Raw genomic sequence first — 26,745 nt, forward strand, 5'->3', positions numbered from 1 at the left:
GAGGTGGTGCGCCCATCGAGCGCCGCCCGCGCGGCGCTCGAACTCACAGGCAATGAAAATGTTGTGCCGAACACACACACCGAAACACCTTTCAAAAGGTATAAAAAAGCCCCGCGGACCAGGGCCTGCAGGGCAAACGGTTGGGGGAGGAACCAACCAAAGGAGGCGTTGAATCAGGGAGTATCAGCGCGCGCTGGCCACGGTCTCCGGTTGCCAGCCGCCCCCCAGGGCCTTGTAGATCGAGACGATGCCGCGGTACAGCTCGACCTCACCCTGGGCCTGCGCATCTTCTGCGCTCAGCCGCTCACGCTCGGCATCGAGCAGCACCAGGTAATCCACCGTACCTTCGCGATAGCGAATCGAGGCCAGCTCCGCCGCCTTGCGGCTGGCATCGCTTTGGCGCATCAGCGATAACAGGCGCTGTTGGGTCTTGTCGTAATCGCTGAAGGCGTTGGCCGATTCTTCCAAGGCCAGCAACACCTGCTGCTCGTAGTTGGCCAGAGCCCCGTCGGCATCGGCTTTGGCGCCGCGCAGGCGGGCCCGCACACTGCCCAGGTCGAAGGCAGCCCAGGTAATGCTCGGGCCCAGTGCCCAGGCATTGGCCGCCGACGAGCCGATCTGCGAGCCACGCGCGGCAGTAAAGCCAAGGAAGCCGCTGAGGCTGACACGCGGGAACAGGTCGGCGGTGGCCACGCCGACATTGGCGGTGGCGGCCGCCAGTTGGCGTTCGGCGCTGCGGATGTCTGGGCGGCGGCGCAACAGTTCACCTGGGTCACCCACCGGTAATGCTTTGGCGATGGCCGGCAAGGCTTTGGGCGACAGGTCTACGCTGAGCGCGTCGGGGCGTTGGCCAAGCAGGGTGGCAATGCGATGCCGGGCCCGTGCCTGTTCCGCTTGCAGTTGCGGCACGGTGGCTTCGACCCCGGCAAGGCGCGCATCGGCACGTACCACGTCAAGGTCGTTGCCCACGCCGGCATCGCGCAGGGTTTCGGTGATGTTGCGCGATTCCTGCTGGGTCTTGAGGTTGGCCAGGGCAATTTTTTCCCGCAATTGCGCACCACGTAGCTGCCCGTAAGCATCGACCAGTTCGGCGATCAGGCTGACCTGCAGCTGCTGCAGGTCAGCGGCGGCTACCGCTTCCTGGGCCTCGCTGGCTTCGATCTGGCGCTGGATGCGGCCAAACAGGTCAAGCTCCCACGCCATGTCCAGGCCCAGGTCGTAGCGCTCGCTGTTCACCCGCTGCGTGGTCTGGCCTGGGATCTGGCCCTTGCCGAGGTCGCTGCTGACGCGGCTGGTGACCACTGGGAACTGATCGTTCTCAGCGTCTTCACGGATCGAACGGGCCGACTTCAGGCGGGCAAAAGCCACCCGCAAGTCACGGTTGCCGTCCAGCGAAGCCTGCACCAGTTGGTTCAGTACCGGGTCGTCGAACTGCTTCCACCACAGGCTTTCGAAGCGGCTACGGTCATAGGCCTTGGCCTGTACATCGCTGGCCAGCTGAGCAGGCTCGGTAGCCGGCGCGTGGTAGTCCGGGCCTACTGCGCAGGCCGCCAGGGCCAGCGCCAGCAGGCTCGGGGTCAGGGGTTTGAGCAGGTTCATGCAGGGTTCTCCAGCGAGTGCACGCGTGCGGCCTTGCGGGTTTGGCGACGTTCGACGAAACGGCGGATCAGGAAGAAGAACACCGGGGTCAGGAACAGGCCGAACACGGTCACGCCGATCATCCCCGAGAACACCGCCACACCCATGGCATGACGCATTTCCGAGCCGGCACCGGAGCTGAACACCAGCGGCACCACACCCATGATGAACGCGATCGAGGTCATCAGGATCGGCCGCAGGCGCAGGCGGCAGGCTTCCAGTACCGCGGCCAGCGGGTCGAGGCCCTTGGCCTGTTCGTCCTTGGCGAACTCGACGATCAGGATGGCGTTCTTGCACGCCAGGCCTACCAGTACGATCAGGCCGATCTGGGTGAAGATGTTATTGTCACCACCGGAAATGATCACGCCGGTGATGGCCGACAGCAGGGTCATCGGCACGATCAGGATCACCGCCAGCGGCAAGCTCCAGCTTTCGTACTGGGCAGCCAGCACCAGGAAGGCCAGCAGCACGCACAGCGGGAACACCAACAGCGCGGTGTTACCCGAGAGGATCTGTTGGTAGGTCAGGTCGGTCCACTCGAAGGTCATGCCGTTGGGCAGTTCTTCTTTCAGCAGCTTCTCGATCGCCGCCTCGGCCTGGCCGGAGCTGTAGCCCGGCGCCGCGGCACCGTTGATTTCAGCGGTGATGAAGCCGTTGTAGTGCATCACCCGGTCCGGCCCAGAGGTATCGCTGACCTTGAGGAAGGTCGCCAGCGGGATCATCTCGCCCAGGTTGTTGCGCACCTTCAACTGGCCGATCTGCTCGGCATCGAGGCGGAACTGCTGCTCGGCCTGGACGTTGACTTGGTAGGTGCGGCCAAAGCGGTTGAAGTCGTTGGTGTACAGCGAACCCAGGTAGACCTGCAGGGTGTCGAAGATGTCGTTGATCGCCACGCCGTGGGTCTTGGCCTTTTCGCGGTCGATGGCGGCATCGACCTGTGGCACGTTGACCTGGTAGCTGGTGAACAGGCCAGCCAGTTCCGGCACGTTGTGGCTCTTGGCGATGATGTTCTGGGTTTCTTTGTACAGCGCTTCGTAGCCCAGGTTGCCGCGGTCTTCGATTTGCAGGCGGAAGCCGCCGATGGTGCCAAGGCCTTGAACCGGCGGTGGCGGGAAGATCGCGATGTAGGCGTCCTGAATGTCAGCGAACTGGGCATTCAGCGCAGCAGCAATGGCCGCCGCCGATTGGCTTGGGTCTTTGCGCTCGTCGAACGGCTTCAGTGGAGTGAACACGATGCCGCTATTCGGGCTGTTGGTGAAACCATTGATCGACAGGCCAGGGAAGGCCACCGAATCGGCCACGCCAGGCTGCTTCAGGGCGATTTCGCTCATGCGCTTGATCACAGCCTCGGTGCGGTCCAGGCTGGCCGCATCAGGCAGTTGGGCGAACGCCACCAGATACTGCTTGTCCTGGGCCGGCACGAAACCGGTCGGGGTGGACGAGAAGCCCAGGTAGGTCAGGCCCATCAGGCCGGCATACACGAACAGGGCGATGCCGCTGGAGCGTATGACCCGGCGCACGCCGCCGACGTAGCGGTTGGAGGCGCGGTCGAAGAAGCGGTTGAACGGGGCGAACAGCCAACTGCCCAGCAGTTTATCCAGGAACCGCGAGAAGCGGTCCTTGGGCGCGTGGTGCTCCTTGAGCAGCACAGCAGCCAGGGCCGGCGACAGGGTCAGCGAGTTGAAGGCCGAGATCACCGTGGAAATGGCGATGGTCAGGGCGAACTGTTTGTAGAACTGCCCGGTCAGGCCGGAAATGAACGCGGCGGGTACGAATACCGCGCACAGCACCAGGGCGGTGGCGATGATCGGCCCGGTCACTTCGCCCATGGCCTTTTGCGTGGCTTCCAGCGGTTTCAGGCCAAGCCCGATGTTACGTTCGACGTTCTCCACCACGACGATGGCGTCGTCCACCACGATACCGATGGCCAGCACCAGGCCGAACAATGACAACGCGTTGAGCGAAAAGCCGAACAGGTGCATGACCGCAAAGGTACCGATCAGCGAGACCGGCACGGCCAGCAGCGGGATGATCGAGGCGCGCCAGGTCTGCAGGAACAGGATCACCACCAGCACGACCAGCACCAGGGCTTCGAACAGGGTGTGCACGACGGCTTCGATGGAGCCCCGCACGAACACGGTCGGGTCATAGACGATGCTGTAGTCCATGCCCTCAGGGAAGTCCTTCTTCAGCTCAGCCATTTTCGCCCGCACTTCATCGGAGATCTCGATGGCGTTGGAGCCTGGGCGTTGGAAGATTGGGATGGCCACAGCCGGTTGGTTGTTCAGCAGCGAGCGCAGCGCGTACTGGCTGGAGCCGAGTTCGACCCGGGCGATGTCTTTCAGGCGCGTGATTTCGCCATCGGCACCGGCACGGATGATGATGTTTTCGAACTCCTCCTCGTTGACCAAGCGGCCTTGAGTGTTGATCGACAACTGGAAGCTGGTCGAACCGGGGGCGGGTGGGGCGCCCAATTGGCCAGCGGCCACCTGGCGGTTCTGCTCGCGGATCGCCGCTACTACATCACTGGCGGTGAGGTTACGCGAAGCGGTCTTGTTCGGGTCCAGCCACACACGCAGCGAGTAGTCGCCCATGCCAAACAGTTGCACGTCACCCACGCCGCCCAGGCGCGCCAGCTCGTCCTTGATGTTGAGGATGGCGTAGTTGGACAGGTAGAGCATGTCGTAGCGGTTGTCCGGCGAGGTCAGGTGCACGACCATGGTCAGGTCGGGCGAGGCCTTGTCGACGGTGATACCGATACGGGTCACTTCCTCGGGCAGCTTGGGCTGGGTGCGAGTGACGCGGTTCTGTACCTGCACCTGGGCGTTGTCCAGGTCGGTGCCCAGGGCGAAGGTGATGGTCAGCGTCAGCTTGCCGTCAGCGGTGGACTGGGAGGACATGTACAACATGTTCTCCACGCCCGTGATCGCCTGCTCCAGCGGCGCGGCGACGGTTTCGCCGATGACTTTGGGGTTGGCACCAGGGAAGTTGGCGCGCACCACCACAGTGGGTGGCACCACCTCGGGGTATTCGCTGATTGGCAGTTGGAACAGCGAGATTGAACCCGCAATCAGCAGCACCAGCGACAGCACCGCGGCGAAGATCGGCCGGGTAATGAAGAATTTCGAGAAGTTCATCGGTGTGGTCCCTTAACCGCGTGGCGCCTGAGCGCTGGCGACTTTCACGTTGTTGCCCGCTACCTTCGGTGCCGGGTTGCTGGCCTCCAGCGCCTGGCGTTGCTGGGCGAGGGCGGCGAGGGTTTGTTCGCTGGCCATCTGGGTTTCTTCCGGGGTAACTGGCGAACCAGGGCGCACGCGCTGCAGGCCCTTGACCACGATGCGGTCGTCCTTGCCCAGGCCACTGCGCACGATGCGCAGGCCTTCGAGCTTCGGCCCCAGCTCCACGGCGCGGTAGGCGGCCTTGTTGTCCTTGTCCATGACCAGTACGAACTTCTTGCCAAGGTCGGTGCCCACGGCTTCGTCGTTGATCAGCACGGCGTCGTACTGGGCGCTGCCGACCAGCTTCAGGCGCGCGTACAGGCCCGGGGTGAATTGGCCGTCGCTGTTGTCGAATACCGCACGGCCACGGATGGTGCCGGTGCGCGGGTTGACCTGGTTGTCGACGAAGTTCATTTGGCCCAGGTGCGGGTTACCGGTTTCGTTAGTCAGGCCCAGGTACACCGGGGTGCTCTGGCCACGCTGGCCTTCGCGGGCCAGCTGGGTGTACTTGAGGTACACGCGCTCGTCGGCGTCGAAGTAGGCGTAAACCTTGTCGGTGGAGACCACGCTGGTCAGCGGGGTGACGTCGGCGGTAACGATGTTGCCGGCGGTGAACTGGGCGCGGCTGACACGGCCGCTGATGGGCGCGGTGACGCGGGTGAAGCTCAGGTTCAGGCGGGCCAGGTCGAGCTGGGCCTGGATCGCGTCGACCCCGGCACGGGCTTCGGCGGCAGCGCTGCTGCGCGATTCGGCCAGTTCTGCAGAAATGGCATTGCTGTCACGCAGGCGTTCGCCGCGGCGGGCTTCGTTGGCGCTGCGGATGGCGGTGGCCTTGGCTTGTTGCAGCTGGGCTTCGAGGCGGCGCACGTCGGCCTGGAACGGGCGTGGGTCGATCTGGAACAGCAGGTCGCCTTTCTTGACCTGGGCGCCTTCGGTAAAGGCAACCTGATCGATCTGGCCAGAGACCCGCGGGCGGACTTCGACGGTTTCCGGGGCTTCGAGGCGGCCGGTGAACTCGTCCCATTCGTTGATGGGTTGCTCGATCACCTTGGCTACAGTGACCTTCGGCGCGGCGGGAGCCTGCACGGCGTCGGGGGTTCGACCACAAGCGCTGATCACCACCACTGCCAGGGCAGCGAGGGGCAAGCGCAAGGGTTTGAGTGATTGTTCCATGGAGAACTCCGCCAATGTATTGATAGTGGGCGGAGTGTGAGTGTGTTGCGCGTGAGGCACGAATCGAACGGGCCGAAGGTTATTATCACGCTGAATGATATGTGTGGGTCATTCATCGATTTTGGGCATGGTGGGCTTGGCCGTGGAGGTTTGCAGCGTAAGGGGCGCAAGGCGCCCCCGGCATTTTCAGCTCAACACGCTGAACCCATGGGTCCCATCCCGCTGCAGTTGGGCAATCAGGCCGAATTCCCAGTCCAGATACCCTTGCATGGCTTCACGTGGGTTATCAGTCCCTTCATAGGGCCGACGATAGCGGTCGGTACGCGCCACGGCCAGGCGCGTTTCACCACTCTGCAATGGCTTGCCCGCAGCAATCCAGTGCGCCGTGCCACCCTCCAGCACATACACCGGGGTTTGCGTAAGCGCCTGCAAGTCCACCGCCGCAAAGCGCGCCAGCAAGCTGCTGCCGCAGGTGAGCACGTAACGTTCGGCGACCGGCAAGCGCTCCAACACCTGTGGCAGCTGCGCACGGATCGCCCAGTGGGCACCGGGAATGTGCCGTTTGACATAGTTGGCACTGCTGGTGAAATCGAGCAGCACCGTACCCGGCGCCTGCAGCCAGGTTTGCAGTTGCTCGACACCGATCTCGGTCACTGCGGGTAACGCGGGCTGCGGTGCCTGCCACTCGCCAACCTCAGTGAAGTCCTCCGCCGACAAACCGTCCAGCACCGCGACCTGCCAGCCCATCTGCGCCAACCACGAGGCGCTCATGTTGGCCCGCACACCGTCATCATCCACCAGCACGATGCGCGCCCCGCGCACGCTGGCAACATGGTCGGTTTCCTGCACCAGCTGCCCACCCGGCACGCTGCGGCTGGCCGGCAGGTGGCCTTGGGCATATTCCTCCGGGGTGCGCACGTCGAACAGGTAGGTGGTGCGTTGGCCATCGGCCTGCCAGGCCGCGAGGCCTGCTCGCTCAAGCCGAGCCACGCCTGCGCGGTCGGCCACGCTGCGCGCCCGCACTGCGGCGTCGCTACGGGTGCTGTCGGCGACCTCGGCGAAGCGGCGTTCCTGGCCGTGGGCCAAGGTTTGCCCGGCTAAGGTCCAGCCGATGGTGCCGTTGCGCAGGGCCGCTACTGGGTTGGGGATGCCGGCGTTGACCAGTGACTGGGTGCCGATGATGCTGCGGGTGCGCCCGGCGCAGTTGACGATTACCTGGGTGGCAGGGCTGGGCGCCAGTTCGGCAACGCGCAGCACCAGTTCGGCACCCGGCACGCTGATGCCACCTGGGATGCTCATGGTTTGGTACTCGTCGAAGCGGCGGGCATCGAGCACTACCACATCGGCCTTGGCTTCCAGCAGCGCCTGCACCTGTTCGGCCGCCAGCGATGGCGTGTGGCGCACGCTTTCGACCAGCTCGCCAAAGGCCTTGCTCGGTACGTTGACGTCGCGGAACAGTTCACCGCCGGCTGCGCGCCAGCCGGCCAGGCCGCCTTCGAGCGTTGCGATATCGCTGTAGCCCAGGGTTAGCAGGCGCTCGGCGGCCTGGGCTGCCAGGCCTTCGCCGTCGTCATACAGGGTGATGGCGGTGTCGCGCCGGGGCACGCGGGCAAAAATCTCCAGTTCCAACTTGGACAAGGGCACGTTGGCGGCGAACAGCGGGTGTTCCTGGGCGAACGGGTCTTCTTCGCGCACATCGATCAGCGCCAGTTCTTCCTGGGCCAGTAATGCCCCGCGAATAGCGTGGTAGGAGCGGGTGGCTACGTTACTCATGGGGCAGGGTTCTCTTTGGACAGGTCCCAAATGTTGGGCAGAAGGCTGTTGGAATAGCCGGAAATGAACGGTTTTTCGCTGCCGTCGGGCAGGTACACGGCGCGGTTGACTGCGCCGATGTTGGCGCCATACACGTGAATGCTGATCGAAACACGGTCGTGGTAAGCATTGCTGACCTGGTGGATGTCACCGATGCGCGGCGAAACAGCTTCCACGTGGCCGGGGTCGATACGTACCGGTTCGCCTGCCGGTAGCAATGCGCCGTGTTCGCTACGGTTATAGCCTTGCGAGTATTCGGCGCCGCGCAACATGCCGATCAGGCCCCATACGCGGTGGTCATGGATCGGCGTTTGCTGGCCCGGCCCCCAGACGAAACTGACGATGGAAAAGCGCTGGCGTGAATCGCAGTGCAGCAGATATTGCTGATAGCGGGCCGGGTCCGGTTGCGCCAGTGCCTCGGGTAACCAATCGTCATGGGCGATCAGGCTGCGCAGCAGGCCCTGGCCCTGATCGAGGAGGGTGGCTTCGTCGGTTTCCCGGTCCAGCAGTTGCGAGAGGGCGTCGATGAAGTGGCGCAGGCGCTCAAGGTGCAGGGGGTGGCTCATGGTTCAGGCTCGGCTGACGGTTTGGTTAAACCCTAGCAAACGCACTGAATATTCTCAAAAGTAGAAATAGGCATAAGCTAATATGCAACAAATGCATTTATAGGCTGATCGATCCGTTGGGTGATGAGCCCTGCGCAGCGCATTAGCTTATGCCCAAAACGAATTTCACGCCGTTGTACTTAGCAGATAACTTATAAGCATTGCGCTGGTTATAGTTAAAGCGAATATGCCAGCCCCGTGACAACCCTCTCGAGACCGCACGCGCGGATCGGCCTTATGTACCCCAACGGTACCTGGAGACGAACGTGCGATACCTCAAGCAATTGGCCGCCGGTGTGCTGGCCAGCTCTCTTAGCCTGGCCGCTGCTGCGCAAACCTTGGTGGTGGGCGACCAGAGCTTTAACGCCCGTGCCGTGATGGAAGCCGCCGGCGTGCTCAACGACCTGCCTTATACCTTGGAATGGAAGCAGTTCACCGCCGGCTCGCCGGTGGCCGAGGCGCTGAACGTGGGCAGCCTGGACATCGGGCTGCTGGGGGACGCCCCGCCGTTGTTCCTCGGGGCGCTAGGTGCGCCGATCAAGGTGATTGCGGTCAGCCGGCAAAACCTGGATGGCGTAGCCATTCTGGCGCGCAAGGACTCGAACATTCACAGCCTGGAAGACCTGCGCGGCAAGCGCGCGGCGATTTGGAAGGGTTCCTGGAGCCAACAGTTGCTGTTCAGCGCGTTGGATAAGGCTGCGGTGCCTCGGGATGCCCTGGAGCTGCGCTACCTCAGCGCCCTGGATGCCTCGCATGCACTGGATGGCGGTGCGGTGGACGTGATCGCCACCTGGGAGCCGTATGTCACCCAGCAGGAGCGCCAAGGGGCGCGAGTGCTGGCCACTGCCGAAGGGCTGATACCGGCGCAGAGTTTCGTGGTGGCCAATGCCAAGGCGGTGGAGGCCAAACGGGCGCAAATCAGTGATTTTCTCCAGCGCCTGAAAAAGGCCCGTGACTGGACCTTGAGCGACCCGGCCCATACCGAAGCCTATGCCGATGCCTGGGCCAAGCGTACCCGCGCCGACCGCGATATCGCCCGCGCCTGGTTTGCCCGGGCACGTACTGATGTGGCGGCGTTGAACCCGCAGGTGATCGTGGAGGCGCAGAAGACCGTGGACTTTTTTGCCGGGTTGGGGCTGATCAAGGCCTACCCGGCGGCGAGCCTGTTCGATACCTCGTTTGCGGCGGCATTCGAGCACTGAGTTTCTTGTACCGGCGATAGGGCCGTGACAGGCGACAAGCCTTTTGAGGAGTACCCATGACCACCCGCAAGATCAAACTCGGCGCCCTGACCATGGGCTGCGGCGGCCCCGGCCGGCACAACCTGTGGCTCGACCCGCAGCTACCTGCCGACGCCAGCGTCAACATCGACTGGTACATCGACATCGCGCGCCAGGCCGAGGCAGCGCTGTTCGACCTGATGTTCATTGTCGACAGCCAGTACATCACCCCCGGCTCGCCTTCCCATTACCTCAACCGTCTGGAACCGCTGACCCTGCTCTCGGCGTTGGCGGTAACTACCCGCCACATAGGCCTGGTCGGCACCCTGACCACGTCCTACAACGAACCCTTCAACGTCGCCCGCCGCCTGGCCTCGCTTGACCTGATCAGCAAAGGCCGCGCCGGTTGGAACGTGGTCACCAGCGGCGACGCCGGCACCGCCGGCAACTATGGCCGTGACGAACACTACGACTATGACACCCGCTATGCCCGTGCCCTGGAGCACGTCGCGGTGGTGCAGGGCCTGTGGCACTCCTACGAAGAAGGCGCTTTCCCGCGTAACCGGGCCACCGGGCAGTTCCTCGACCCAAGCCGGATGCACGCGCTGAACCACAAGGGCGATTACTTCTCGGTGGTGGGGCCGTTGAACATCCAGCGTTCGCCCCAAGGCCAGCCGGTGATCTTCCAGGCTGGCGACTCCCAGCAGGGGCGTGACCTTGGCGCCGCCACGGCGGACGTGGTCTTCACCCACGCCGCCAGCATCGAGCAGGGCCAGGCGTTCTACCGTGATGTGAAAGGCCGCGCCGCGCGGCTAGGGCGTGACCCCGAACAGCTGCTGGTATTGCCTGGAGCAGAGATCTACGTTGGCGACACGGACGAACACGCCCGTGAGATCGAGCGGCATTACCACCAGCAGGACCATAGCTTCGAGCTGGCGCTCAAGGAGTTCGGGCGCAATTTCGGCTGGCACGACTTCAGCCAGTACAACCTCGATGCACCGTTCCCACAGCAAAGCCTAGAGCATGCACGCAGTAGCTTCTTCACCAACGCCAAGCGCATCGCCGACCAGGCGCGGGAGCAGGGTTTCAGCTTGCGCCAAGCGGTGGAGTTCGGCCGCCAGCTGCGACCCGGCGCCTTCGTCGGTTCAGCCGCAACCGTAGCGGCAAAAATGGCCGACTGGTTCGAGGCGCGGGCACTGGATGGCTTCAACATCTACATCGGCCACCCTGGGCAGTTCCGTCGCTTTACCCAGGAAGTGGTGCCGCTGCTGCAGGCGCGTGGGGTATACCGCACCGCCTACGAGGGCACCACCCTGCGTGAAAGCCTGGGCCTGGCGATTCAATGAATGCTTGAGGCCAGCTCGAAGATGGGCATGTACATCAGGATCACGATCAGGCCGATCAGCAGGCCAATAAAAGTCATTAGCAGCGGTTCGAACAATTTGACGAACCATTCCACCCAGCGGCCGATTTCTTGGTCATGGAAGTCGGCGCAGCGCTCCAGCATTTCGCCCAGGTTGCCGGACTGCTCGCCGGCCCGCAGCAGGCGCAGCGATACCGGCGTGACCAGTTGCCCGGCCTCCAGCGCATCAGACAGCGGCAACCCTTCGCCGACCCGCTGGCTGGCCTGCTCCAGGCCTTGGGCCGCTGCGCTGCCGAGCAGGCCGCGGGCCATGCCCATGGCGGTAAGGATGGGGATGCCACCTTGCAGCAGGATGCCCAGCGAGCGGTAGAAGCGCGCCAGTTCGTACATCATCAAACGCTGGTGCAGGGCCGGCAGCCGCCGAAGCTGGCAGGCAGCCCAGCGCCGCACCCGCGGGTGGCGGCGCAGCAGCCACAGCGCCGTGATCGCCCCCAGGCTGCCCAGCGCCAGCGGCAGTTGCTGGGCATGCAGGAACAGGCCGATTTGCATCAACACCCGTGACAACCAAGGCAGCTCGGTGCCCATGCCCTCGAACACTTGGCTGAAACGCGGGACCACGTAGCCAAGCAGGAACAGCACCACACCACCGCCCACCAGCAACAGCAGCAACGGGTAAACCGAAGCCCCCACTAACTTTTGCCGTACCAGGTCCAGGCGCTGGCGGTAGCTGATGTAGCGGGTGAGGGCGTCACCCAGCGCACCGGTGCGCTCGCTGGACTGCACCAGCGCCACGTACAACGGGGGGAACACCCGTGGTTGCTGGCCCAGGGCCTGGGACAACGAGCGGCCCTCATACAACTGGCGTACCAGTTCGGCCAGCACCTTGCGCGCTGCGGCTGCGGGGGCCTTTTCGGCCAGGCTCTCCAAGGCGTCGATCAGCGGCAGGCCGGCGTTGAGCAGGGTCGAAAGCTCCTGGCTGAACAGCACCAGGTCAAAGCTTGCCTCGCGGCGCCAGGCCATGCCGCGCAGCGCGCCGCCACGGCCACGCAGGCTGAGCACGCGCAGGCCCTGGTCCTCGGCCTGGCGGCGCGCCTGGTCGGCGTCTTCGGCATCGATCTGCAACTGCACCACGCCCTGTCTGCCCAGGGCCTTGAGGCTGTAGCGCATGGCCGCTCTCCTTACTGCCAGCTAGTGATTTCGGCGTTTTCCCCGTCGCCACCCGGCTGGCCGTCCTTGCCCATCGACAGCAGGTCGTACTCACCGCCGTTCTCGCCGGGCTGCCGGTAAATGTATGCGCGGCCCCACGGGTCTTGCGGCACGGCCTTTTGCAGGTACGGCCCGGTCCAGCGGGCTTCGCCACTGGGGGCGACCACCAGTGCCTGCAATCCTTGCTCACTGTTGGGGTAGTGGCCGACTTCCAGGCGGTACAGGTCCAGGGCCTTGCTCAGGCCCTCAATCTGCGCCCGCGCCACCTTGGCCTCGGAGCGGCCGAGCTGGCTGAAGTATTTGGGCGCGACGATACCGGCCAACAGGCCGAGCACGACTAGGACGACCAGCAGTTCGAGCAGGGTGAAGCCACGTTGGCGGTTGGTTTTGCGCTGCATGGTGAAACCCTCCACGGCATGGGGACAAGCGTTTCAAGGCACCATGCAACAGCCGTGCACGTCTGCCTTGAGGCCTTGCGCCATGCGGTACAGGAAGCGGCACAGTGCTTGCGTCGTGGTCATCAGGCTCGGGTTTTCCGGGGCATTTCCCCCACTTCGGGGGCCACGACGAAGAGGCAGCTGACATGCGTGGACTCATTCTCGGTTTGATCTGGCTGGCGGCAACTGGTGTCCACGCTGATGTGTACGTTTCCATCGACGCCCAAGGCCGCTACATACTCACCAACGTGCATCGCCCCGGGCGCCTCTATGAAACGGTAATCCGCGAGCCAAAGGCCCAGCCTGGCCAAGCCAGCGCGCAGTTGATCACCGGCCGCCCCTACGCCAAGCTGGTCGCTGACGCGGCGCGAACCCACAACGTCCCCCCGGCGCTGCTGCATGCGGTGATCAAGGCTGAATCCGGCTACAACCCCAAGGCTCGCTCCCCGGCAGGCGCGGTGGGGCTGATGCAGTTGATGCCGGATACCGCCCGCGAGATGGGCGTGGAAAACCGCCTGGATCCGGAAGACAACGTGCAAGGCGGGGCTCGCTACCTCAAGCGCATGCTCACCCTGTTCGACAACGACATTACCCTGGCGGTGGCGGCCTACAACGCCGGCCCCGAAGCCGTGCTACGGCGCGGTGCGGTACCGCCGTTCGCCGAGACCCGGCGCTATGTGCCCAACGTGTTGCGCGAATACCGCAAGTTGCAGGGGTTGGCGGATGAATAGCCGCTGCCAAACACACGGCTTGCCAGGCAAAGCCATACCCTTCGGCGGATGCCATCAATTTACCACTATGGCTTCCCCGACTCTGGGCTATAACCTTCTGAAGGTGCCCAGCTGTGGAGTCCGCCATGGACATCGTCCCTCGTTCCGACGCTATCGACGTGCCTGCCGGTAACGAGCTGGCCCCCCCGCGCAGGCCGTTCAACCTGCTGCGTTGGTACGCCTGGGTCAGCCTGGCCATCATCCTCTCGGTCGCCGCTGGGCTGGGGCTGATTTCCAGCCGTTTCATCATTGATGAGAGCGTTGAGCGCGATGCTTTGCTCACCGCGCAGTTCATTACCTCGATCGCCGATGCCGAAGTGCGCCATGTATCGATACCCAATGTGCGTACCATGGGTGAACTGCTTGACCCGCGCACCGACCGCAGCAACCTGATCGACGTCGACCCGGACGCCCGGCGCAAGGCGCGTGGTGAGTTTCTCGACCACATCGCCCACCTGCCCGACATGTTGTTGGCCAACATCTACGCACCGGACCGTACGGTGATCTGGTCCAGCAACCCGGCGCTGGTCGGCAAGCTGATCCAAGGTGACGATGACCTGGAACAGGCCTTCGAGTACAAGATGCGGGTATCGGCCAGCTACCACAATTTCGAACAGGTTCGCACCGAGCAAAAATTCGTCACCCCGCCCGAGCAGCTGTTCATTGAAAACTACATCCCGCTGTTTGACGCCGATGGTGAGCAGGTCACGGCAATGGTCGAAATCTACAAAGAGCCCCATGACCTGATCGTGCGTATCGAACATGGGTTGATCCTGATCTGGTTGGCGATCACTGTCGGTGCCGGCCTGGTCTACATCGGCCTGTACGGCATCATGCACCGCGCTGCGCGGCTGTTGGCGGTGCAGCAGAAGCGGCTGATCAACAACGAAACCTACGTGGCACTGGGTGAGGTGTCCTCGGCGGTGGCCCACAGCTTGCGCAACCCGCTGGCGACGATCCGCTCCAGTGCCGAGCTGGCCCAGGCGTTCGACGATGGGCCGGCGCAGCGCAACATCAGCGACATCATCAGCCAGGTCGACCGCATGTCGCAGTGGATCCGCCAGATGTTGCAGTCACTGCGCCCGCTCAATGATGAGGCCGTGGCGGTGGATTTGCCGCTGGCCTTGCAGGAAAGCCTGCAGGCCTACGCGGTGCCATTGGCGCGCGCAGGAGTCAGCCTGGACCTGCAACCGTTACCGGCGGTGCAGGTGCTGGGGCATCCGGCGTTACTGCGGCAAATTTTCAGTAGCCTGCTTGCCAACGCCCTGGAGTCGATGGAGCAGGGCGGGCGGCTGCGTGTCGAGGTGGTACGCCAAGACCGGCGTAACCTGACCCTGCGCCTGTCCGACAACGGCAAGGGCATGAACGAAGAGCAGCAGCGCATGGCCTTTCGGCCCTTCTTCACCACCAAACAGGGTGGCCTGGGCGTGGGCCTGGTGTTGGTGAAACGCATCATGGAACGCTTCGGCGGTACGGTACGGCTTAGCAGCAGTGAGGGCCACGGTACCCGGGTTTCGCTGAGTTTCCGCTTGGTTAAAGCTTCTTAGTTAACGTTAGCAATGTTTCATATTTTGATGTTTTATAAGCGTTTCTCGTTATTGGGTAAAAAATCCCCAACTGTGGGTAATTTTCTTTAAGTTGAATTTAGAAATTACTTGTAATTACTTGAAATTCAATAAGTTAGTTTTTTACCCGTTGGCTGGCTAAGTTCTTGCACTGTTATACGCGACAAATGGCAGCTGCGGCTGCACAGGTGAGATGCTATCAATTGGCTAGTGTTCGTTGCGTTGATGCATTTTTGAACGGACGCCCTGCGCGGGAACCACGCGATGCAGATGCTGGAAAACGAAGTTTCCGACAAGGCCAGTGCCACCGCCCGCGGTCTGGCCGTCCCATTGCGTGAGTTCAACCTGCTGCGCTGGTTTTCGGTTATCAGCTTGCTGATCATCGCCTCGGTGGCGGGCGGGCTGGGTTATGTGTCGACACGTTTCGTGGTGCGCGACAGCGTCGAGCGCGATGCCATGCTGACCGCCCAGTTCATCCAGGCCATGGCCCAGGCCGAGGTGCGCCATTCGCAGTTGCCACCGGGCACCACCATGGGCGAGTTGCTCGACCCACGCCTGGATCAACAGCACCTGCAATTTTCCCCTGCATTGGCCGAAGCGACCCGGGTCGAGTTCCTCGACCATGTCGAGCACTTGCCAGACACCTTGTTGGCCAACGTCTATGCCCGCGACCGCAGCATCGTCTGGTCGACCAACCCGGAGCTGATCGGCAAGCGCATCGAGGCCGATGGCGACCTCGACCGCGCCTTCCACTCGCGCAAGGCGGTGTCGGCCAGCTACCACCAGGCCAAGGATGACCGCGAAGAGCAAAAATTCCAGCGCGAACCGCGCTACTTGTTCATCGAAAACTACATCCCGCTGTTCGATAGCCAGGGCGAACAGGTGCTGGCCATGGTGGAAATCTACAAGGAGCCGCAGGACCTGGTGCGGCGCATTCAGCGCGGCTACGTGCTGATCTGGGCCTCGACCTTGGTGGGCGGGGCGCTGATCTACTTTGGCCTGTTCTGGATCGTGCGCCGGGCGGCGCGACTGCTGCACCTGCAGCAGGACCGGTTGGTGGCCAGTGAAACCTATGTGGCCCTGGGCGAGATGTCTTCGGCGGTGGCGCATAGCCTGCGCAACCCGCTGGCTAATATCCGCTCCAGCGCCGAGCTGGCGCAGGAAATCGCCAACCCTGTGGCGCAGAAAAACATCACCGATATCATCGGCCAAGTGGACCGCATGTCGCGCTGGGTGCGCGACCTGCTGGTGTCATTGCGCCCACTTAGCGATGAGGCCGAAGCGGTGGACCTGGTGGCGGCCATCCAGGACACCCACCTCGCGTTCGTTCAGCAGATCGAACGCAACGGGGTGCGCTTCCATTACGAAGGCCCCGACCTGCAGTGGGTGGCCAGCCAGCCACTGCAACTCACACAAATTCTCAACAGCTTGTTCTCCAATGCCATCGAAGCCATGCCAGCCGGCGGCATGCTGACCGCCCAGGTCAACCTGCTGGGTGGCCAGCGTGCTGAATTCGTCCTTACCGATACTGGCAAGGGCATGAGCCAACAGCAGGAACGGATGGTGTTCAAGCCGTTCTACACCACCAAGCAGGGCGGCCTTGGCGTAGGCCTGGCCCTGGTCAAGCGCATCATGGAACGGTTTGGCGGCTCAGTTAGCCTGAGCAGCCGCGAAGAGGAAGGAACCCGCGTCAGCCTTACATTCAATATCGCAGCGGGAGGGGTCCATGGAGCACAGCATCCTGGTAGTCGAGGATGATGAAATCCTCGCCGACAATATTCGCACCTACCTCGGCCTCAAGGGCTTCGAGGTCACCGTGTGCCACAGCGCGGAGCTGGCGCTGGAGCAGATCCAGCGGGCCCAGCCCGATGCGGTGCTGACCGACAACTCGCTACCCGGCATGAGCGGGCATGACCTGCTGCGTACCCTGGTGGCGCAGGCGCCGGAGCTGAAAGTGATCATGATGACCGGCTACGGCAATGTCGAAGATGCTGTGCAGGCAATGAAGGAGGGCGCCTTCCATTACCTGACCAAACCGGTGGTGCTGGCAGAGCTCAAGCTGACCTTGGACAAAGCGCTGGCCGCCGAGCGCATGGAGCGCACGCTGTCGTTCTATCAGGAACGTGAGGCGCAGAAGTCCGGCTTGCAGGCGTTGATCGGCGAATCGCCGACGATGCTTACCCTCAAGCACACCCTGCGCCAGGTGCTGGATGCCGAACGGCGCATGGCCAGCGACGACCTGCCGCCAGTGCTAATCGAAGGCGAAACCGGTACCGGTAAAGAGCTGGTGGCCCGCGCCCTGCATTTCGATGGGTCGCGCAGCAAGGGGCCGTTCATCGAGTTCAACTGCGCCTCGATCCCCGCCAACCTGCTGGAGGCTGAGCTGTTTGGTCATGAGAAGGGCGCCTTCACCGATGCCAAGGAGCGCCGGGTAGGCCTGGTGGAAGCTGCCGATGGCGGTACTTTGTTCCTTGATGAGATCGGCGAAATGGACTTGGTACTGCAGGCCAAGTTGCTCAAGCTGCTGGAAGACCGCAGCATCCGGCGGATTGGTGCAGTGAAGGAGCGCAAAGTCGACCTGCGGGTGATCAGCGCCACCAACTGCAACCTGGAGCAGATGGTGCAGCAGGGCAAGTTTCGCCGCGACCTGTTCTTCCGCTTGCGCATCATTGCCCTGAAGGTGCCGCGCCTGTATTCCCGCGGCCAGGACGTGCTGCTGCTGGCGCGGCATTTCCTGGCCCACCATGGTCGGCGTTACGGCAAGCCGAACCTGCGTTTTTCTGCCGAGGCTGAGAGCCTGATGCTTGGCTACAGCTGGCCTGGCAATGTGCGCGAACTGCGCAATATGCTGGAACAGACCGTGCTGTTGGCACCGAACGAGGTGGTGCAGGCGCACCAGTTGAACCTATGCATGACGCTCATCGACGAGCCATTGGTGCAGCAACCGGCGCCGGCGATGTTCGAAATGCCTCGCCACGAGCCAGAACCGGGCACCAGTTTGCCGGATATGGAGCGCGACTTGGTGTGCAAGACCTTGGACCGCACGGACTGGAACGTGACCAAGTCGGCGCGCATGCTCGGCTTGTCGCGGGACATGCTGCGTTACCGCATCGAGAAACTCGGGCTGACCCGCCCCGACAAGCGTCAGTGGTAAGGCATGGGGCTGCAAAGCAGCCCGCGGGCCTAGCGCTTACTAGCGTCAGTCCCGCTTCCCCCTTGCCCCCCGATACCCTCAGCGCCCCTGCCATCCACCCCTGGCAAGTCACGGTTGTCATTCTGTTTCGCCGGTGGGCTTTCTGGGGCGTTACCCTGTATGCGCGGGTCGGTGTCCCGTGGCATGGGCTTTTCGATCGGGTTGAGGGTGCTGTCCACGCCCGGTTTGGGCGCCGGGTTGTGTGGGTCGTCGGGGTAGGTGGGGCCAGTGCCGGCCGCAAAGGCCAGCGGCGCGGCGAGCAGGGCAAGTAACAGAATGCTTGAGCGGGGCATGGCAGGCTCCTTGGCTTCGTAGGGCTGATATTGCTGTTCGGCCCTAGGCGAAACTTCAAGGTGCCATTACCCCGATCAACGGTCACACCACCAGCGACAGCAACATGATGAAGATGATGCCGACGATCGACAGGATCGTCTCCATCATGCTCCAGGTCTTGAAGGTTTCCGCCACGGTCATGTTGAAGTACTGCTTCACCAGCCAGAAGCCGGCGTCGTTCACGTGGGACAGGATCAACGAACCGGCACCGGTGGCCAGCACCAGCAGCTCACGGTTTACCCCAGGCACCATGTCGATCACGGGCGCGACGATGCCGGCGCCGGTGATGGTAGCGACCGTGGCGGACCCGGTGGCGATGCGGATCACCGCCGCCACCAGCCAGGCCAGCATGATCGGGGAAATTTCTGCCTGCACGGCCATCTGCCCAATGACGTTACCCACGCCGGTGTCGACCAGCATCTGCTTGAAGCCACCGCCAGCACCCACGATGAGCACGATTGCCGCGGTCGGCGCCAGGCTCTGGTCGAGCATCTTCATGATTTGCTGGCGGTTGAAGCCACGCGCCGAACCAAAGGTGTAGAAGGCCAGCAGCAGGGCGGCGAGCAGCGCGGTGATGGGGTGGCCGATCAGGTCCATCCACTGGCGCACGATGTGCTCGGCGGGCAGCACCACGTCGGCGAAGGTCTTCAGCAACATCAGCACCACTGGCAGCAGCACGGTGACCAGGGTGATGGTGAAGCTTGGCAGGTTGCCTTGGTCGGACTCCTTGGCGATCTGGTCCATCAGCTCTTGGGACGGGCTGCCCGGGATGTAGCGGGAAATGAAGTTACCAAACAACGGGCCGGCGATGATCGCGGTAGGCAGCGCCACGATCAGGCCATAGAAGATGGTCTTGCCAATGTCGGCATTGAAGATGCCGATCGCCAGCAGCGGGCCGGGGTGCGGGGGCACCAGGCCGTGCACCACCGAGAGCCCGGCCAGCAGCGGAATGCCGATTTTGATCAGCGACACGCCGGAGCGCCGGGCCACGATGAACACCAGTGGGATCAGCAGCACGAAGCCGATTTCGAAGAACAGCGGGATGCCTACCAGGAAGGCGGCGAACATCATGGCCCAATGCACGTTCTTCTTGCCGAAGCCGCGGATGAGGGTTTGTGCGATCTGGTCGGCACCACCGGAGTCGGCCATCAGCTTGCCGAGCATGGTGCCCAAGGCGAGCACGATGCCGACGAAGCCCAATACCCCACCAAAACCGTCCTGGAACGATTTCATGACTTTCGCCACCGGCATGCCGGAGGTTAGGCCAAGGAAGCCGGCCGCGATGGTCAGGGCGACGAAGGGGTGAACTTTGAAGTGGGTGATCAGCAGGATCAGCCCGACGATGGTAACCAGCGCGTCGAGCAGCAGGAAGGTATCAGTAGCCAGTCCGAACATGGTTTGAAGGCCTCGGTCTTATCGTTGTTTTGGCGTTGCGTATTTGGAACTTTGCCCGCGCTTACTGGGCGAGGTAGCGCTGTCTTGGGTGAGCTGGGAAAGCCGCCGGGGTCAGGCGGTTTGTGCCAGGCCCAGCTCACCGTGGCCCTTTAACCAGCTGTCCACCGCTTCGGCAAGCGCTTCGATGGGCTGGGTGGCGTCCAGCGCCAAGGTCAGGGGTTCGCCGCGTGGCGACTCCAGGGCGGCGAACTGGCTGTCAATCAGACTCGCCGGCATGAAATGCCCAGGGCGGGCCAGCACGCGTTTTTCGGCTTCGGCGGGCGACAGTTCGAGGAATACGAACACCAGCCCAGGCATGGCCTCGCGCAGGGTTTCGCGGTAGCGGCGCTTGAGGGCCGAACAGGTCAGGATCGGGCGCTCTCCAGCCTGGGTCGTGGTTTGCAGCTCCTCGCCAAGGCGCACCAGCCAGCCGGCACGGTCGTTGTCGTCCAGGGGGATGCCAGCGCTCATCTTGCGAATGTTTTCGGCAGGGTGGAAAGCGTCGCCTTCGATCAGGCGGCCGCCGCTTCTGGCAGCAATGGCGGCGCCGATGCAGCTTTTGCCGCAACCAGCTACGCCCATCACCACAATGGCGGACAGGGGAGAATTCATCAGTACCTCCTGCGGGTGAGATAGCGCTGTCTCGTCGTTGACGAACAGACACCTCCCCGGTGTTATTGGTCTTGTCCTTACGCAGTATGGATGCCCGGCGGCGAGCGCGTGGTGGCTGCTGCCAAAGATTACATTGCCTGCGTCCTGAGACAGCGCTACCTTAGTGGCCGTTCCCCTTCCTTGCAAGTAGTAAAATTACAACATCCATGTCCCGCACCGGCTCCCGTACCACAGGTCGTCCTACCCTGGCAGAAGTTGCCAGGCTTTCCGGGGTTTCCCCGATTACCGCCTCGCGCGCCTTGCGTGGGGTCAGCACGGTTGCGCCGGAGCTGGTCGAAAAGGTCATTGCCGCAGCGGCCAGCCTGGGTTACGTGGCCAACCCGGCAGCTCGGGCGCTGGCCTCGGCACGCAGTCAGTCGGTGGTGGTGTTGATCCCGTCGCTGTCCAACCAGCTGTTCATCGATACCCTCGAGGCCATTCACGAGGTCATGCGCCCGCGTGGGCTCGAAGTGCTGATCGGCAACTATCACTACGACCTTGCCGAAGAAGAGAACCTGATTCGCAACTACCTGGCCTACCAGCCCTGTGGCATGTTGTTGACCGGTTTCGAGCGCAGCGAGGCGTCGCGGCAGATGCTGGCGGCCAGTGGCGTGCCCTGTGTACACATGATGGAGCTCAATGGCGAAGCCGGGGCGTTGTCGGTGGGCTTTTCGCAGCAACAGGCGGGGCGTGCTGCGGCTCGCCACCTGATCGAGCGGGGGCGCAAGCGCCTGGCGTTCATTGCCGCGCAGCTCGACCCGCGGGTAATGCAGCGCGCCGAAGGCTTCCGCCAGGCGTTGGCCGAGGCTGGTTTGCAGGCGGCAGAGCTGGAGGTGCTGGCGCCGGAGCCTTCTTCAATCGCCCTGGGTAGCAGGCTGTTCAGCCAGTTGCTGCTGCAAGCGCCGGATGTCGACGGTATTTTCTTCTGCAACGATGACCTGGCCCAGGGCGCGGTGCTGCAGGCGTTGCGCCAAGGGGTCGAGGTGCCTCGTCAGGTGGCGATGGTGGGCTTTAACGACCTGCCGGCTTCGGCGCACATGGTGCCGCGGCTGACTTCGATCCGCACACCGCGGGCCGCCGTAGGGCGCGGTGCGGCGCAGGCGCTGCTGGCGTTGCTCGATGGCAAGCGGGTGGCGAATGCGCAGCAGGATCTGGGGTTTGAGTTGATGGTGCGGGAAAGCTCCTGAATTGGGGGAGGCGGGTGCCTGGCTTGAGATGTAGGGCGCCTGGGAGATCGAGCGCCGCCCGCGCGGCGCTTCGCGGGGCAAGCCCGCTCCCACATTTGTTTCGGGCCAGTTTTTCCTGTGGCAAAAGCGCGCGACCGCTCTGGCGCATGGCTCGATATCGAGTCGTACAAACAAGGCGGTCGCGCGCAGATGGCACAGGCATGATTGGCCCGAAACAAATGTGGGAGCGGGCTTGCCCCGCGAAGCGCCGCGCGGGCGGCGCTCGATCTTACAGACGCCAAAAAAACCCGCTTACACCCGGCGATCCACGCTCCATCCTGGCTCCGGCGATCTATGCTCAGGACTCTGCGCAGACAGGAGCCCGGCGCCATGTTCGATTTCCACCGCAAGTCCGATCTGGTCGAAATCCAGCGCAGTCATCAGGCTTTGGCCAGTTTGCAGGCCAAGCTGGCGGCGATCAGCCGCTCCATGGCAATGATCGAGTTCGCCCCCGACGGCACCATCCTCGATGCCAACGAGCGCTTCTGCCAGGCCATGGGCTACAGCGCCGATGAGTTGCGTGGCAAGCATCACCGGCTGTTCTGCGACCCAGGCTATGCGAAAAGTGCCGAGTATCAGCAATTGTGGCGCGAACTGGGGCAGGGCAAGGCCATCAGCGGTACCTTCGAGCGCATCGACAAGGCTGGCCGCGAGGTCTGGTTGGAAGCCAGTTACATGCCGGTACTGGATGAGCAGCGCCAAGTCAGCAGCGTGATCAAGGTAGCCTCTGACATCAGCCAGCGGGTGGTGCAGGAACACGAAAGCGAAAGCCTGCTCAAGGCTATCAGCCGCTCGATGGCGGTGATCGAATTCACGCCGCAAGGCCGGGTAATCAAGGCCAACCAAAACTTCCTCGACACCATGGGCTATCGCCTGGACGAGGTGGTCGGTCGCCATCACGGGCTGTTTTGCCTGCCACATGAACGCGAGTCGGCCGAATACCGCGAGTTCTGGGCTTCGCTCAACCGCGGCGAATACCACTCGCACCGCTTCGAGCGCATCGACAAGCATGGCCGTACGGTTTACCTGGAGGCCTCATACAACCCGATCTTCGACAGCAAGGGCCGCTTGTACAAGGTTGTGAAATTCGCCAGTGACATCACCTCCCAGGTCAGCACCCAACAAAGCGCTGCCGTTGCCGCCCATGCCAGTTCGGTGCAAACCGATGCCTGTGCGCGCAAGGGGACTGAGGTGGTGCAGCAGACCGTGCAGGTGATCGAGCAGATTTCCCATGAGCTTAACGACGCCGCACGCAGCATCGATGCGGTGAGCAAGCAGTCGGATGTGATCGGGCAGATCGTGCTGACCATTCGCGGCATTGCCGACCAGACCAACCTGCTGGCCTTGAACGCGGCCATCGAGGCGGCCCGCGCCGGTGAACACGGGCGCGGTTTTGCCGTGGTAGCCGACGAGGTGCGCAACCTGGCGGCGCGGACCAGCAAGGCAACCTTGGAAATCGTCGATGTGGTGCGGCAGAACCACGACCTGTCGCTGTTGGCCGTAGCCAGCATGCAGTCGAGCCTGAACCGCACCGATCATGGCGTGGCGCTGGCCAACCAGGCCGGCACGGTGATCATGGAGATTCAGCAGGGCTCACGGCACGTGGTGGATGCCATCAGCCAGATCACTTCGACGCTGCAGTTGCATTGAGCGCATCGCCCAGTTCATCCAGCAGAGCCTGCAGGCTGGCTTGCAATTGCAGGCGCAAGTCGGCCGTTGGCAGGCCTTGGCCATGGGCCTGCTCGATGGCTTCGCAATCGCTGACCAGCGTGCGCACCTTGATCATCTTCGCCCCGCCCTTGATTCGGTGAGCCAGGTCGCGCAGCGCTTCGCCAGTAACGTCGGGTGCCAATGCGCGCAAGGCGGCCAGGTCTTCGCTGACGCTTTCGGACAGCTGCTCCAGCAGATGCCGCGTCAGCTGTTCATCGTCTTGTGTGAGGTGGCGCAGTTCGCTCAGGTTGAACCCGCTGCCGGGCCGCGCCGGCAGGTGTTGCCCGCGGAGGGCCTGCGGCAGGTGGGCCTTGAGCGTGCGTAGGCCAATGGGTTTGAACAGGCACTCGTCCATGCCGTTGGCCAGGCAGCGGGCACGTTCCTCGGCCTGGGCGTTGGCGGTCACACCGAGAATTCGGCATGCCGGCGCGCCGCGTTCAGCCTCAAGGCTGCGGATGCGGCGCGTCAGTTGGTGGCCGTCCATGACCGGCATGCTGCAATCAGTGATCACCAGGTCAAAGCGTGCAGCCTGCCAGTGGGCCAGGGCAATTTCGCCGTTCTCCGCCAGCGTCACGCGATGCCCCAAGGTTTGCAGTTGCCGCTCGAGCAACAGCAAGTTAGCGGGGTAATCGTCGACCACCAATATGTTCAGGGGGCCGCCGCTGCTTTCGTGCACCGGGGGATGCTGTTCGGCCTGTGCCGGGGCTGCGCAGGTTGGCAGTTGCAAGTTGACCAGCACCTTGCTGCCAACACCTTCGACACTCTGCAAACTCAAGGAGCCGCCCATCAACTCGGTCAGGGTGCGGCTAATAACCAGCCCCAGGCCGGCACCCTGGCGGGCTCGGGGGCCCTCAGCTTGGACGAAGGCATTGAACAGCCGGGCCTGGTCGGTGGGGCTGATGCCGATGCCGGTGTCACGCACCGACAATTCGATAGGCTGGCTGTTGGGCTCGGCGGCCGAGGGCAACAGCAGATTAGCTTGGACTTCACCGCGGTCAGTGAACTTGATGGCGTTGCTGATCAGGTTGGACAAGATTTGCTTGAGCCGCAGCGGATCAGCCAGCACCCAGACCGGCGCTACGGGCAATTCGCTGTGCAAAAGCAGGCCTTTGGCCCGTGCATTGCCTTCGAATACGCGTACGGTGGCGCGCACCAGTTCGACCAGGTTGGTGGGTACTGGCTGCAAGGTGATGTGCCCGGATTCGATGCGGGAAATGTCGAGAATATCGCCAATCAGCTCCAGCAGGCCGATGGCCGATTCATGCGCGGTCTGCAGGGTCTGGGTGTCGCAACGGCCGGCGTGGCTGTCTTCCAGGGCCAGCTCCAGCAGCCCGATCACCGCGTTCATGGGGGTGCGAATTTCATGGCTCATGGTAGCCAGGAAGGTGCTTTTGGTCTGGCTGGCCTGCTCGGCGTCGTCTTTGGCCTGGCGCAGTTGATCCAGCAGGCCGCGGCTCAGGGCCAGTTGCGCTTGCAGCGCATGTTGGGCCTCGGTGCGCTGATCGATCAGCTTGCGCAAGTAGCTGTTCCAGAACACCACCCCGGCCAGCAGCAGGGCCGACAGTACCAGCACCTGCAAGGCCAGCGTGCGGTAGTCGCGCCATGGGCTGTCACTGACCAAGGTGCTGGTGCGCCAGCGGTTGATCAGCTGGTCCAGTTCTTCGGGCGGAATGCTCAGCAGTGCCTTATCGAGGATCGCTTGCAGTTGCGGCTGGTCTGCGCCTACGGCGAAGGCGGCAACGGCCGGGTCATCGTCAAGCACGCTAGCGATGCGCAAGCGGCCCTCGAATACATGGCTGATGTAGTAGGCGGCATTGATATGGCTGCTCAGGGCGACATCGGCAGTGCCGTTGACCACGGCTTCCATCTGGCCTAGGGGGTTGTCCACTTCGACCACCTTGGCCTGCGGGTAGCGTTGCTGCAACACCGCCCCCTGCGGCGAGCCGCGCACCAGGGCGATGCGCTGGCCGTCCAGCGCCTGCGCCGTCGATGCATAGTCGCTGCGGGTGACCAGCACCCGTGGGCTGACCAGGTAGGGCCGGGTGTAGCGCATTTGCCTGGCGCGGTCCGCGCCATAGCCCAGGGCCCCGATCATCTGCGCATCACCGCGCGCCAGGCGTTCGACCATCGCTTGCGCTGAAGGGCTTTCGACCGGCTGGAAGTGCAGCCCCGTGCGCAGCGAAATCTGCTTGAGCAGGTCGAGGGTAATGCCACTGGGGCGGTGCTGGCCATCGTTGAAGGTCAACGGCGCCAGCGCTGTGTTGACCAGCACGTTGACGGTGGGGTTGGCAGCGATCCAGGCTTCTTCCTCGGCGCTCAAGGCGGTGAGGTGGCGTTGCAACAGCAAGCTGGTGTTGCCGCTGCTCCAGCGGCGCAGGATGTTCAGGCGTTCGCTTTCGCTGATGCGCGCCAGCGCCTTGTCGACCAGTTGGTGCAGGCGCGGGTTGTCGTTGGCCAGGGCAAAGGCAAATGCCCCAGGGGTGACCTGGCAGAAATGGTCGATCTTCAGTGTGCCCTGGTAACTTTTGCCAATCGTGAAATCGGTACTGATGGCATCGCCCAGATAGGCGTCGGCCTCGCCCAGTTCGACGGCGGCCAGCCCGGCCAGGGTGGAGCGATACAGGCTCAATTGCGACTTGGGGTAGAGGGTGCGAACGTTATTGGCTGGCAGGTAATGGTCGACCATGGCCAGGCGCAGGCCGGCGAGGTCGGGGCTATTCTTCAGGCTGCGCCCCTCGCGGGTGACGATGACCGGTAGGTCGTCGGCATAGGGCGTGCTAAGGCTGAGTTGGGCATCCGCCGCTTCGAAGGCATTGGAGCTGCCCAGTAAGTCGATATGGCCCTCGCGCAGCGCTGCAATGGCTTGGTGGCGGCTGTCGTAGCGCCTAACTTCGATGGTAATGCCTAACTGTTCGGCAATGATGCCCGCGTAATCGGCGCTAAGGCCTTCGTAGTCCTGCTGGCTAACGTTGATTTCAAAGGGCGGGTAGTCGGGCCGCGAACTGCCCAGCACCAAGTGCTGGCGTTGCTGAAGCCATTGCCGCTCTGCGTCGGTAAGCCTTAGCGGGGCGGCGGCACTGACCGAGCGAGCCAGCAACTGGCGGGGCTCGCTGCTGGCCTGGAGCGCGGCGGGGCTGGCCAGGCCGATGGCCAGAAGGATGCTTGCCAACAGGCGCTTCATCGCCGCCGAG

18 protein-coding genes and 2 pseudogenes are annotated in these 26,745 nt (G+C 63.3%); 9 read left to right on the top strand and 11 right to left on the bottom strand.

Annotated elements, in window-relative coordinates:
* Positions 1–183 precede the first annotated feature (183 nt).
* The 5 genes from DV532_RS11695 to DV532_RS11715 all read right to left on the bottom strand — a co-directional run bounded on the left by DV532_RS11695 (position 184) and on the right by DV532_RS11715 (position 8,407).
* A complete protein-coding gene (locus tag DV532_RS11695) occupies positions 184–1,599 on the bottom strand; it encodes an efflux transporter outer membrane subunit (RefSeq protein ID WP_056796791.1) in 1,416 nt (471 codons plus the stop codon).
* On the bottom strand, positions 1,596–4,775 hold the full coding sequence (locus DV532_RS11700; RefSeq protein ID WP_056796794.1) for an efflux RND transporter permease subunit: 3,180 nt from the start codon (positions 4,773–4,775) through the stop codon (positions 1,596–1,598). Before DV532_RS11700 ends, DV532_RS11695 begins: the two co-directional genes overlap by 4 nt.
* A 12-nt stretch (positions 4,776–4,787) precedes the next feature.
* Positions 4,788–6,029 carry a multidrug efflux RND transporter periplasmic adaptor subunit MexE gene (gene mexE / locus DV532_RS11705; protein WP_056796797.1) on the bottom strand — a complete coding sequence of 414 codons (1,242 nt, stop codon included), beginning with the start codon at positions 6,027–6,029 and terminating at the stop codon, positions 4,788–4,790.
* Positions 6,030–6,215: 186 nt separating this feature from the next.
* Positions 6,216–7,802: a rhodanese-related sulfurtransferase gene (locus tag DV532_RS11710; RefSeq protein ID WP_056796800.1), complete on the bottom strand. Its 1,587-nt coding sequence runs from the start codon at positions 7,800–7,802 to the stop codon at positions 6,216–6,218.
* Complete coding sequence (locus tag DV532_RS11715) at positions 7,799–8,407, bottom strand: cysteine dioxygenase (protein ID WP_056796803.1); 609 nt, start codon at positions 8,405–8,407, stop codon at positions 7,799–7,801. Before DV532_RS11715 ends, DV532_RS11710 begins: the two co-directional genes overlap by 4 nt.
* 305 nt (positions 8,408–8,712) lie before the next feature.
* On the opposite strand from DV532_RS11715, the gene DV532_RS11720 reads away from it, so the two are divergent.
* A complete protein-coding gene (locus tag DV532_RS11720; protein WP_056796806.1) occupies positions 8,713–9,648 on the top strand; it encodes an ABC transporter substrate-binding protein in 936 nt (311 codons plus the stop codon).
* Positions 9,649–9,704: 56 nt separating this feature from the next.
* Entirely contained in the window at positions 9,705–11,012 is a 1,308-nt protein-coding gene (locus DV532_RS11725; RefSeq protein ID WP_056796809.1) for an LLM class flavin-dependent oxidoreductase, read from the top strand.
* On the opposite strand, the gene DV532_RS11730 is transcribed toward DV532_RS11725, so the two are convergent.
* Both DV532_RS11730 and gspG read right to left on the bottom strand, forming a co-directional pair.
* Positions 11,006–12,196: a type II secretion system F family protein gene (locus tag DV532_RS11730; RefSeq protein WP_056796810.1), complete on the bottom strand. Its 1,191-nt coding sequence runs from the start codon at positions 12,194–12,196 to the stop codon at positions 11,006–11,008. The two genes, DV532_RS11725 and DV532_RS11730, sit on opposite strands and share 7 nt — an antisense overlap.
* 11 nt (positions 12,197–12,207) lie before the next feature.
* Complete coding sequence (gene gspG / locus DV532_RS11735; protein ID WP_056796812.1) at positions 12,208–12,633, bottom strand: type II secretion system major pseudopilin GspG; 426 nt, start codon at positions 12,631–12,633, stop codon at positions 12,208–12,210.
* A gap of 185 nt (positions 12,634–12,818) precedes the next feature.
* Here gspG and DV532_RS11740 point away from each other — a divergent pair, with 185 nt between their 5' ends.
* The 4 genes from DV532_RS11740 (at position 12,819) to DV532_RS11755 (ending at position 18,161) form a co-directional block, all read left to right on the top strand.
* A complete protein-coding gene (locus DV532_RS11740; protein ID WP_056796817.1) occupies positions 12,819–13,403 on the top strand; it encodes a lytic transglycosylase domain-containing protein in 585 nt (194 codons plus the stop codon).
* A gap of 125 nt (positions 13,404–13,528) precedes the next feature.
* Complete coding sequence (locus tag DV532_RS11745) at positions 13,529–14,989, top strand: HAMP domain-containing sensor histidine kinase (RefSeq protein WP_056796821.1); 1,461 nt, start codon at positions 13,529–13,531, stop codon at positions 14,987–14,989.
* Between the two features lie 282 nt (positions 14,990–15,271).
* Complete coding sequence (locus DV532_RS11750; RefSeq protein WP_056796825.1) at positions 15,272–16,765, top strand: HAMP domain-containing sensor histidine kinase; 1,494 nt, start codon at positions 15,272–15,274, stop codon at positions 16,763–16,765.
* Positions 16,734–18,161 carry a sigma-54 dependent transcriptional regulator gene (locus DV532_RS11755; RefSeq protein WP_056796829.1) on the top strand — a complete coding sequence of 476 codons (1,428 nt, stop codon included), beginning with the start codon at positions 16,734–16,736 and terminating at the stop codon, positions 18,159–18,161. The genes DV532_RS11750 and DV532_RS11755 overlap by 32 nt, the downstream gene beginning before the upstream one ends.
* 29 nt (positions 18,162–18,190) lie before the next feature.
* Here the strand turns inward: DV532_RS11755 and DV532_RS11760 are convergent, their stop codons facing one another.
* The 3 genes from DV532_RS11760 to DV532_RS11770 form a co-directional block, all read right to left on the bottom strand.
* Entirely contained in the window at positions 18,191–18,493 is a 303-nt protein-coding gene (locus DV532_RS11760; protein WP_056796832.1) for a hypothetical protein, read from the bottom strand.
* Between the two features lie 82 nt (positions 18,494–18,575).
* Positions 18,576–19,928 (bottom strand): GntP family permease, encoded by a 1,353-nt coding sequence (locus DV532_RS11765; protein ID WP_056796834.1) that lies wholly within the window; start codon positions 19,926–19,928, stop codon positions 18,576–18,578.
* A gap of 111 nt (positions 19,929–20,039) precedes the next feature.
* Complete coding sequence (locus DV532_RS11770; RefSeq protein WP_056796838.1) at positions 20,040–20,579, bottom strand: gluconokinase; 540 nt, start codon at positions 20,577–20,579, stop codon at positions 20,040–20,042.
* Between the two features lie 206 nt (positions 20,580–20,785).
* Here DV532_RS11770 and DV532_RS11775 point away from each other — a divergent pair, with 206 nt between their 5' ends.
* The 3 genes and pseudogenes from DV532_RS11775 to DV532_RS31220 form a co-directional block, all read left to right on the top strand.
* A complete protein-coding gene (locus DV532_RS11775) occupies positions 20,786–21,805 on the top strand; it encodes a LacI family DNA-binding transcriptional regulator (RefSeq protein ID WP_056796841.1) in 1,020 nt (339 codons plus the stop codon).
* A 468-nt stretch (positions 21,806–22,273) separates the two neighbouring features.
* Positions 22,274–22,957 (top strand): annotated as a pseudogene (locus DV532_RS31215) (PAS domain-containing protein); the annotation flags it as partial.
* 105 nt (positions 22,958–23,062) lie between these two features.
* A pseudogene (locus DV532_RS31220) lies at positions 23,063–23,494 on the top strand (methyl-accepting chemotaxis protein); the annotation flags it as partial.
* Here the strand turns inward: DV532_RS31220 and DV532_RS11785 are convergent.
* Entirely contained in the window at positions 23,469–26,735 is a 3,267-nt protein-coding gene (locus DV532_RS11785; protein ID WP_056796851.1) for a transporter substrate-binding domain-containing protein, read from the bottom strand. The pseudogene DV532_RS31220 and the gene DV532_RS11785 overlap by 26 nt on opposite strands.
* Between the last annotated feature and the right edge of the window lie 10 nt (positions 26,736–26,745).

The organism is Pseudomonas sp. Leaf58, from assembly GCF_003627215.1.
Classification (GTDB): domain Bacteria; phylum Pseudomonadota; class Gammaproteobacteria; order Pseudomonadales; family Pseudomonadaceae; genus Aquipseudomonas.